Annotated in this window: 11 protein-coding genes; 4 read left to right on the top strand and 7 right to left on the bottom strand. The window is 72.2% G+C overall.

What is annotated here, in order from left to right; genetic code table 11:
• The 3 genes from H0523_RS25095 to H0523_RS25085 form a co-directional block, all read left to right on the top strand.
• The coding region (locus H0523_RS25095) for a nucleotide-binding domain containing protein (protein ID WP_306670214.1) at window positions 1-440 on the top strand (440 nt) is incomplete at its 5' end.
• Entirely contained in the window at window positions 437-1,489 is a 1,053-nt protein-coding gene (pdxA, locus tag H0523_RS25090) for a 4-hydroxythreonine-4-phosphate dehydrogenase PdxA (RefSeq protein ID WP_006390323.1), read from the top strand. The genes H0523_RS25095 and pdxA, both read left to right, overlap by 4 nt.
• Window positions 1,490-1,493: 4 nt before the next feature.
• Entirely contained in the window at window positions 1,494-2,405 is a 912-nt protein-coding gene (locus H0523_RS25085) for a GntR family transcriptional regulator (RefSeq protein WP_054431480.1), read from the top strand.
• A gap of 15 nt (window positions 2,406-2,420) precedes the next feature.
• Here the strand turns inward: H0523_RS25085 and H0523_RS25080 are convergent, their stop codons facing one another.
• The 6 genes from H0523_RS25080 to H0523_RS25055 all read right to left on the bottom strand — a co-directional run bounded on the left by H0523_RS25080 (window position 2,421) and on the right by H0523_RS25055 (window position 7,601).
• Window positions 2,421-3,155: a CoA-transferase subunit beta gene (locus H0523_RS25080; RefSeq protein ID WP_054431481.1), complete on the bottom strand. Its 735-nt coding sequence runs from the start codon at window positions 3,153-3,155 to the stop codon at window positions 2,421-2,423.
• On the bottom strand, window positions 3,148-3,984 hold the full coding sequence (locus tag H0523_RS25075) for a CoA transferase subunit A (RefSeq protein ID WP_054431482.1): 837 nt from the start codon (window positions 3,982-3,984) through the stop codon (window positions 3,148-3,150). The genes H0523_RS25080 and H0523_RS25075 overlap by 8 nt, the downstream gene beginning before the upstream one ends.
• 47 nt (window positions 3,985-4,031) lie before the next feature.
• A complete protein-coding gene (locus H0523_RS25070) occupies window positions 4,032-4,754 on the bottom strand; it encodes an enoyl-CoA hydratase/isomerase family protein (protein ID WP_054431483.1) in 723 nt (240 codons plus the stop codon).
• Window positions 4,751-5,914, bottom strand: a complete 1,164-nt coding sequence (locus H0523_RS25065) for a CaiB/BaiF CoA transferase family protein (protein ID WP_054431484.1) — start codon at window positions 5,912-5,914, stop codon at window positions 4,751-4,753. The genes H0523_RS25070 and H0523_RS25065 overlap by 4 nt, the downstream gene beginning before the upstream one ends.
• Before the next feature lie 232 nt (window positions 5,915-6,146).
• Window positions 6,147-6,911, bottom strand: a complete 765-nt coding sequence (locus tag H0523_RS25060) for an IclR family transcriptional regulator (protein WP_054431485.1) — start codon at window positions 6,909-6,911, stop codon at window positions 6,147-6,149.
• Between the two features lie 63 nt (window positions 6,912-6,974).
• Window positions 6,975-7,601, bottom strand: a complete 627-nt coding sequence (locus H0523_RS25055) for a cysteine dioxygenase family protein (RefSeq protein WP_054431486.1) — start codon at window positions 7,599-7,601, stop codon at window positions 6,975-6,977.
• Window positions 7,602-7,784: 183 nt separating this feature from the next.
• Here H0523_RS25055 and H0523_RS25050 point away from each other — a divergent pair, with 183 nt between their 5' ends.
• Window positions 7,785-8,570 carry an SIR2 family NAD-dependent protein deacylase gene (locus H0523_RS25050; protein WP_054431487.1) on the top strand — a complete coding sequence of 262 codons (786 nt, stop codon included), beginning with the start codon at window positions 7,785-7,787 and terminating at the stop codon, window positions 8,568-8,570.
• Window positions 8,571-8,606: 36 nt separating this feature from the next.
• Here the strand turns inward: H0523_RS25050 and H0523_RS25045 are convergent, their stop codons facing one another.
• On the bottom strand, window positions 8,607-9,290 hold the full coding sequence (locus H0523_RS25045) for a hypothetical protein (protein ID WP_180180183.1): 684 nt from the start codon (window positions 9,288-9,290) through the stop codon (window positions 8,607-8,609).
• Window positions 9,291-9,301: the final 11 nt, after the last annotated feature.

Raw genomic sequence — 9,301 nt, 5'->3', positions numbered from 1 at the left:
CCTGGGCGCCGGCGCTGACGGACCTGGCCGATGACGCCGCCTGGCGCGCCTGGAGCGAACCGCTGCTGCGGGGCCATGCGCGGGACGGCGCGGCCGATGCCGCCCCCCTGTTGCTGCTGGCCCCCGAAGGCCAGCTCGCGGGACTCGATGCCGACACCGTGGCGCAACGCCTGGGCTCGCTGGCCGCGCAGGCCATCGGCGCCACCCGCGCCGCGGGCGTGGTGGCCACCGGCGGCGACGGCGCCCGCCAGGTGCTGCTGGCGCTGGGCGCCGGCGGCATCGCCCTGGTGGATGAAGTAATGGGCGGCGTGCCCCTGGGCACGCTGACCGGGGGCACGGCCGACGGCCTGCCCGTGGTGACCAAGGCCGGCGGCTTTGGCACCGAAGACGTACTGGTTCGCGCCGTGCGCGCGATCCGCGACAGGAGATTCAAGCGATGACACAAACCCCCGCCCCCAAGCTGCCCCTGCTGGCGGTCACCCTCGGCGACGTGGCCGGCATCGGGCCGGAAATCACGGCCAAGATGCTGATGGGCCATGACGAACTGCGCCAGAAGGCGCGCCTGGTCGTGATCGGCGACGTCGACGTGATGGTCAACGCCGTGCGCGGCCTGGGCGGCGATCCCGCCATCGTGCGCCGCGTCGAGCGCCCCGCCGACGCCACCAACACCCCCGGCACCATCGAGGTGCTGCAGGCCGGCCCGTCGCTGGCCGACGTCAAGCTGGGCGAGATCAGCGCCGCCGCCGGCGACGGCTCGGTGCGCTTCGTCACCACCGCCTGCGCCCTGGCGCGCGCCGGCGAGGTCGACGGCATCGTCACCGCCCCGCTGAACAAGGCCGCCATGCACGCCGCCGGCCACAAGTGGCCCGGCCACACCGAACTGCTGGCGCATGAATTCGGCGTCAAGACCTTCTCGCTGGTGCTGTCCGCCGGCGATCTCTACATCTTCCACGCCACCACCCACGTGTCGCTGCGCCAGGCCATCGAAGACCTGACGCCGGCGCGCATGCGAGCGGTGCTGCGCCTGGCCGGCTCGTTCGCCAAGGCCCTGGGCCGCGGCGACCGTCCGGTGGCGGTGTCGGGCCTGAACCCGCACGCCGGCGAGAACGGCATCTTCGGCACCGAAGACGCCGACATCCTGGCGCCCGCCGTGGCCGAGGCCAACGCCGCCGGCATCCTGGCCGCCGGCCCGATCCCGGCCGACGCGCTGTTCCCGCAGGCCGTGCGCGGCAAGTGGCAGTTCGTGATCGCCTGTTACCACGACCAGGGCCACGCGCCCTTCAAGGCCGTCTATGGCGATGACGGCGTTAACATCACCGTCGGCCTGCCGGTGGTGCGCGTGTCCGTCGATCACGGCACCGCGTTCGACATCGCGGGCCAGGGCATCGCCCGCGAAGACAGTCTGATCCTGGCCGCCGAGCGCGCCGCGCATCTGGCCCCGGGCTGGACGCATGTATGGGAAACTGCGCGGGCCCAAACAGGAGGTTGATTGCATGGCGCCCGCCAACGCTGAAGATTTGCCCGCGCTGGATCGTTCCGGCGACGTGCCGCTGCACGCCCAGGTGGCGGCGCTGCTGCGCGGTTATATCCGGACCCGCAAACTCGGCGCCGGCGCGCTGCTGCCCAGCGAGGCCGCCTTGTGCGAACGCTTCGGCGTGGCGCGCAGCGTGGTGCGGCAGGCGCTGTCGGCGCTGGCGACGGAAGGGCTGATCCAGCGCGAGGCCGGCCGTCCGGCGGTGGTGGCCGCGCCGCGCGAGCATCGCCGGCTGGTGCAGCGCTCCACCGGGCTGTACGAACAATTCGCCCAATCCGGCGTGGCGCTCAAGACCCGCGTGCTGGGCCTGGCGCCGGCCGAACCGCCCGCCGCGGTCGCCGAGTTCTTCGGCAGCGCCGACCTGTTGCTGCTGGAACGGCTGCGCCACGTGGCCGACGCGCCGCTGGCCTATGTGCGCACCTGGCTGCCCGCCGCGGCGGTGCCCGGCCTGCGCGCCGACGACCTGGCCGACGCCTCGCTGCACGGCGTGCTGACCCGGCGCTTCGGCCTGCATCCGGGCGCTGGCCGCAACCAGATCCGCGCGGTCGCCGCCGACGCGGCGCTCGCCGGGCTGCTGCAGACCGCCGCCGGCACGCCCCTGCTGATGCTGGAAGGCCAGGGCATGGACCAGCACGGCCGGCCGCTGGAGTGGTTCAGCACCTGGCACCGTGCCGAACAGCTGGTGTTCGACGTGGACGTCAGCGTCGGCCACGAAAGCGTGCAACCGCGCCTGCGCGAACCCGCGCCGCCCGCGGCCCCGGCGGCGCCGCTCGAATCCGCCGCCGGCCACGATCCCCTGGCGCGCGCCCAGGCGCTGGTCGCCGAACTGTCCGCCGAACTGGCACGCCTGCGTGGCGGCGCCGGCCGCTGACGCGCCCGGCGAGCGCTAGCGCAGCGTCACCGCCGCGTCGCGCTCGAACTGCCCATCTTCATCCAGCGCGCGCAAGGCGCGCCGCTCGGCCTCGGTCGGCCAGGGCGTCGGCCCCGCCCCGTCGGCATCGAAGTCGAACCCGGTGCGCTCGCGCACTTGCGCCAGGCTGGACTCGGGATGCCACGACTGCAACGCCAGGCGGCCATCGCGCTTGATGAACACCGCGATCGGCGTCGCCACCCCCGCGAAGCCGCCGCCGGACGTGACGAAATCCAGCTGCTCGACGAACACGCGGCGCGAATGCTCGGTGCGCCAGGTGCAGCAGCGCCGCGCCGTCGGCGTCATCACCGCCCCGCCGCCACCGCCCGGCAGCCGCACCTTGGGCGCATGCCAGTCGCCGATGCAGGAGTTGTTGGCGCGGCCCGCGCCGTCGATCTGCGCCGCCCCCAGGAACGCCAGGTCCATGCGGCCGCGCGTGCACAGGTCGTAGAAATCCTCGTTGGCGAAGATCGACGCCGAATGCTCGGCCAGCACCGGATCGGAGCTGGACAGCGGAATGTGCGAGGGCCGCGGATCGACCCCGCCGGCCACGTTGATGTAGACGTAGTCCCAGTCATAGGCGCGCTTGGCCAGCAGGCAGGCCAGCATCGGCAGGGTAGAGTTCACGCCGCTGAAGGTGATCTCGTCGGGCCGGATGAAACGCGCCAGGTTGGTGACGATGTATGAAAACCCCGACCATTGCTCAGCCATGCGCCGCTCCCGCTTTCGCTTCGGGCGCCGCGGCCAGGTGGGCCGCCAGGTCGCCCTGCTTGTCCATGTAGGCCTCCACCGCCGGATAGTCGATGGCGTAGTCCGGCCAGCAGGAGCCGGGCCAGGCCGAGCGCGGCAGCACCGTGAAAGCCTGCACCATGAAGTACGGCACCAGCGTGGCCTCGGGCTGCGCCTCGAACACGGCGCTGTCCACCCGCTTCTCGGCCACCACCAGCACGCTGCCGGCGGCGCGCGACATGATGCGGTCCCAATGCGCCGTGCCATGCACCCGCACATTGCCGCGCGCGTCCACTTCCGAGGCCTGGATCACGGCGAAGTCCGGCCGCACCGCCGGAATCACCCAGGTGCGCTCGCCGCTGCCGTAGGGGTCGTCCAGGCAGTGCCAGCCGTTCAGCACCGGCAGGGCGCTGCCATGCAGCCCGCCGCAAGGCTGGAACGGCACGCCGTAGGCGGCGGCCCGCAACCCCGCCGTCAGGCTGGCGCAGGCATGCTCTTCAAGCTCGACCTCGCCGCGCTCGATGGCCTTGCGATACCACGGCGCCAGGCCGAAATTGCCTTCCATCGCCACGATGCCGGCACGCACGCGCCGCAGCGCGCCGGCGCGGCACAGGATGTCGACGTCATAGCCGGGCGACTGCTTGACCAGTTCCAGGTCGCGCCGCCCCTGCCGGATCAGTTCGCGCACGAAGGCGAACGGCCCCCGGTGCAGGAAACTGCCGCCCAGGGCGATCGACGCGCCGTCCGGCACCAGCGCCGCCAGCTCGGCCAGCGAGCGCTGCTTGTCTGTCTGATTGAATCCCGAACCCATGCTGCCTCCTCGATGTGCTTATCGTCGCGCCGGCCGGGCCGGCGGCGTCAGCGCGCCTGCAGGTAGGCCGCCACCCGCGCCCTCAGGCCGGGCTCGGCGGCCGAGCGCACCAGCCGCGCCAGGTCGGTGTCGGGCTGCTCGGCCGACAGGGCCGCATACAGCTGCGCGCGGGCCGCGCCGGTCAACGCGGCGGCGGCCTCCACGGCCTGCCGTTCGATCTCGGGCCAGGCTTCCGGCGCCGTCACGTGGCTGACGAAGCCGTCGCGATAGGCCTCGGCCGCGCCGAACGTGCTGGCCTGTTCCAGGATGGCGCGGGCTCGCTCGGCGCCGACCAGCGCGGCGAAGCGGCGCGTGCCCAGCACCAGCCCGAACTTCAGGCCCGGCATGCGAAAGCTCGCGTCCGGCGCGCTGACGCGCCACTTGCAGGCGCCGAACAGATCGACACCAGCGCCGAAATTGCGGCCATGCGCCAGCCCCACCGTCAGGCAGGGCGAGGCCGCCACGCGTTGCAGCAGGGTCTCGATGCGCACGAAGCGCAGCAGCAGGTCGCCCTCGCTCTGCGCGTCCAGCTCGCCGAAATCGAAGCCGGCGCTGAAGTTGCGGCCCGCGCCGCGCAGCACGATGACCTCGGCGCCCTGGGCCGGCGCCGCGTCCACCGCCGCGATCAGCGCCTCGACCAGCTCGGCCGACAGCGCGTTCATCTTGTCCGGACGCGCCAGCGTCAGCACCTGCGCGGCGCCGCGCCGCTCGATCTGCAGCGTCGCGCTCATGCGCGCCGCCCCTTGTCGCGCAGCGGTCCCAGCACCTCGTCGTTGTGCTGGCCCAGCGCGGGCGGCGGACGCCGCAGCGCGGTGGTCTGGCCGTCGAAGCGCACCGGCAGGCCGAAGGTGCGCGTGGCCACGCCGTTGGGCAGCTCCAGCGGCTGCACCCAGCCCATGTGCTCGACCTGCGGGTCCGCCAGCACTTCGGAATAGGTGTTGATGGGCGCGCACGGCACGCCGGCCGCGCGGAACCGCGCCAGCCAGGCGGGCGCGTCGTCGGCCGCAAAGATCGCTTCCAGGATCTCGCGCAGCGCGTCCTGGTTGCGGGCGCGCGCGCTAGTGTCGGTAAAGCGCGGGTCCGCCAGCAGGTCCTCGCGGCCCACTGTCACGCACACGCCCTTCCACAACGCGTTGTTGCCGGCCGCCATGCCGAAATAGCCGTCCTTGCAGCGGAACGCCTGGTACGGCGCGTTGCGCGGGTGGGCCGAACCCAGCTTGACCGGATCGCGCCCGCTGCCGAAGAACTCCGAGGTCTGCAGCGCCGCGATGCCGAGCGTGGCGCCCAGCATCGGCACGTCGATGTGCGTGCCCTGGCCGCTGGCCTGCGCGGCGCGCAGCGCCGAGGCGATGGCGAAGGCGCCATACAGCCCGGCCGAGAAGTCCGCCACCGGCACGCCGCACTTGACCGGCTCGCCGCCGGCCTCGCCGGTGACGCTCATCAGGCCGCTCATGGCCTGGATGGTCAGATCGAAGCCGCCTTCCTGGGCGCGCGGGCCGGATTGGCCATAGGCCGAGATCGAGCAGTACACCAGGCGCGGATTGACCTCGCGCAGGGCCGCGTAACCCAGCCCCAGGCGGTCCATCACCCCGGGCCGGTTGTTCTCGATCAGCACATCGACGCTGGCGGCCAGTTCGCGCGCCAGCGCCAGGTCGGCCGGATCCTTCAGGTTCAGCGTGACCGAGCGCTTGTTGCGGTTGAGCGAGGCGAAGTTCTCGCTGTAGCCCTGGCTCAGCGGCGGCCAGCTGCGCAGCGTGTCGCCGCCCTCCGGGTTCTCCAGCTTGATCACGTCCGCGCCCATGTCGGCCAGCAGCATGCCGCAGAACGGCCCCGCGGCGACGTTGCAGATCTCGAGCACGGTGATGCCGGCCAATGCCGAACCAGATGTCATGGTCGACCTCTCGTTATGCCAATTCAGTATTTGGAATGAAGAAAAGAATCCGAGGCCGCGCGCGCTGCCGTGGCATCGTGTCGCCTGCCGCGGTCTTTGCCCGAAGCGAAAACGCGGCGCCAGGCCGCGGGCCAGCATAGCACCGGGCGCAATCCTCGGTAAACCATTAATTGAAACTCGAATCCCATGATTTAGGATTCATGAGAGCACAAGCCCTGCTCGGCCGGCCCCGTTATTGGCCGAGAAACCCGCGGCGGTAACCCATGCCCTGCGACAAGGTCTGGGCACAGGCGGCCACGTCCGGCGCCAGCTGTTTCATGCGGGCCGCGCTCAGGCGATCGAGCGGGCCGGAGATGCCGATGGCCGCCACCGGCTGGTCCAGGCTGTTGAACAGCGCCACCGCCAAACCGCCCACGCCCTCGCGCCATTCGCCGCGATTGACCGCGTAGCCGGTGCGCGCCACCTTGCGCAGTTCTTCCTTGAGCAGCGGCATCGACACCAGCGTGGCCGGCGTATGCCGCGCCAGCCGGTCGGCGTAGCGCTCGACGTAGCCTTCGGCCTGATAGGCCAGCAGCGCCTTGCCGGTGGCCACCGCGTAGGCCGGCGCGCGGCCGCCCACCATCGAATAGGCGCGGATCGGTTGCGGGCTGTCGATCTTGTCGACGTAGACCACGTCAAAGCCGTCCAGCACCGACAGGTGCACGGTCTCGCCGGTCTGGTCGGCCAGCGTGCGCATGAACGGCGCGGCCAGCCGGCGCAGGTCGAGCTGCCCGAGCTGGCGCGCGGCCAGCTCGAACAGGCGCACCGCGCCGCGATAGCCGCCGCCGTCCTCGTCGCGCACGACGTAGCCGGCGTGGATCAGCGTTTGCAGGGTGCGATGGGTATTGCTGCGCGTCAGCCCGACGCGGGCGGCCAGCGCATCGATGGTGCGGGGCGGATTGTCCACGTCCGTGACCGCCTCCAACACCATCAACCCCTTGAGCAGTGTCTTGTCCATTTTTTTGGTTTTCCCAATATTTAGGACGCGAACATAGCACGGGCCGCGCCCGGCGAACAGGCCTCAGTGGCCCGGGGCCGGCAAGGCCGCGCGCACCGCCGCCGAACGGTCCCACAGGTTGGGCACGCTGGGCGCCGAATAGCCCGACACGAACGGCTTGGCCTGGCCCGTGGCCGGGTCGTAGACATGGCGCGACACGGCGCCGATGTTGCCGCCGTACATGTGCACGCTGATCGAGACCTTGTCCTCGAAGGCATTCGAGACGCGGTGGATATCGCCTTCCTGCGGCGACAGGCGCTCGACGTCGCCGGGATGCAGGGTCTCCGGCTCGCCCCACGGCGCCAGCCGGCCGTCGGCGCCGCGGGTGTAGCGCTGGTTCACCTCGGCGCCGCGCAGCATGCCGACGTAGCCCCAGACCTCGTGATCGTGCACCGGCGTCTGCTGGCCCGGGCCCCATACGAAGCTGACGATCGAGAAGCGCTCGAGCGGATCGCAATGCAGCAGGTATTGCTGGTAGTACTGGGGATGCGGCGCGGTACAGGCCTCGGGCAGCCAGTCGTCATGCGCGATCAGCGCGGCGAACGCGGCCTGCAGTTCGGGCGACTGCGCCAGCCCGTCGGGCGTGGCCAGGCGGGTCGCGGTGGCAATGAAATGGCGCAGCCGGTCCAGGCCGGCGGTGGCTTCGGGCATTGCATTTCTCCGGATCGGGCGCGGCCCGCTCGGGCCATGCCATTGAACATCCCAATTTGACTATCCAGTATCCATCATTTGGGATGCGCGCCGCAATGCCCCGGCCCGAGCGTCGTGCCGCGCTTGACAGCCGCGGGGCCGCGCGTGCAGCGTATCGAACCCGTCCTTCACCGCCTTCCCCGCATGCCCACCGATATTCCCACCATTGCGCCCGCGCTCGCCGACCAGCTGGCGCGCGCCCGGCGCGTGACCGTCTTCACCGGCGCCGGCGTGTCCGCCGAAAGCGGCATCGCCACCTTCCGTGATCCGCTCACCGGATTGTGGGCGCGCTTCGACGCCCGCGCCCTGGCCACGCCGGAGGCCTTCGCGGCCCAGCCGGACCTGGTCTGGGGCTGGTATGAATGGCGCCGCGCGCAGGTCGCGCGCGCCGAGCCGAACGCGGCGCACCGCGCCATCGCGACGCTGGCGCGGCGCATCCCCGCGCTGACCCTGGTCACCCAGAACGTCGACAACCTACACGAACGCGCCGGCAGCGACGCCGTGATCCACCTGCATGGCAGCCTGCACGCGCCGCGCTGCAGCGCGTGCGGACACGCCGCCGGCTTCACGCCGCGCGCCCTGGACGACGGCCGCGACACGCCCGCCGAAGAGTGCGCGATCACGCCGCCCGCCTGCGTCGAATGCGGCGCGCCGATACGGCCGGGCGTGGTCTGGTTCGGCGAAAGCCTGCCGTCCGGCGCCTGGCGCGCGGCGCAGCAGGCATCCGATGATTGCGAGCTGTTCTTCAGCATCGGCACCTCGGCGCTGGTGTATCCGGCGGCCGAGCTGCCGCTGCGCGCCGCGCGGGCCGGCGCGACCGTGGTGCAGGTCAACCCGGCGCCCACGCCGCTCGACGCGCACGCCGACTTCAATCTGCGCGGCGCGGCCGCCGACGTCATGCCGCGATTGCTGGCCGCGGCCGGCTTCTGACCGCATCGTTCAAGCGTCGGCGCGCGGCACGCCCCCTCACCACTTGCAGCCGTCGTCACGCACCGTGTCGGCCAGCAGGAACGGCAGCGCCAGCAGCCCCAGATCGGCATGCGCGTCGCGGCAGCGCGGCCGCGCACTCCGCGCGATGCCCTTGGCCAGCGCCGACGGTTCCGCCGGCGTCCTGGGCGCCAGGTCCACCTTCGCTTCGCCCCGCGCGCGCGGCAGGCCTTGCGCCGCCGCGTCCTCACCGCGCCAGCGGAAATCACGCGGCGGCGCGGCGCCAGCGGCGGCGGGCGGCGGAGGCGATAGCGCCGGCGCCTGGGCCGCTGGCGTCCTGGCTGGCGGCGCCTGTCGCGGCATGGCCGGCTTCGCAGGCTCGGACGCAGGCGCCGTGGACGACTTCGGCAACGCGGGCGAAGACGGCTTGGCGGACTCGGAGGATATCGGCGCAGACGGCGCGGTCGGCGACGCCACCGCGGACCTGGCCGATGGCGCGGCGGGCTGCGGCGCGGCCTCGGGCGGCAGCAGTTCCACGAAGAAATCGTCCTGGCGGATCGATGCCGGTGCCGGCGGCGCTTCGCGTTCGCTCGCGACCCGCCACAACAGGCAGGCGGCCAGCCCATGCAGGACGCACGACAGCACCGCCGCCCACCACGCCAGCGCGCGGCCGCGCGGCGCCGCCGGCCCGCCCTGCAAGGCGTCCGTACCAACAGAAGACATCACGACAACCC

Origin of the sequence: Achromobacter insuavis (genome assembly GCF_902859645.1) — a bacterium.
GTDB classification, from domain to species: Bacteria; Pseudomonadota; Gammaproteobacteria; order Burkholderiales; family Burkholderiaceae_B; genus Achromobacter; species Achromobacter insuavis.
The sequence above is the reverse complement of the archived record's forward strand: the minus strand, read 5'-3'. Positions and strand labels throughout refer to the sequence as shown.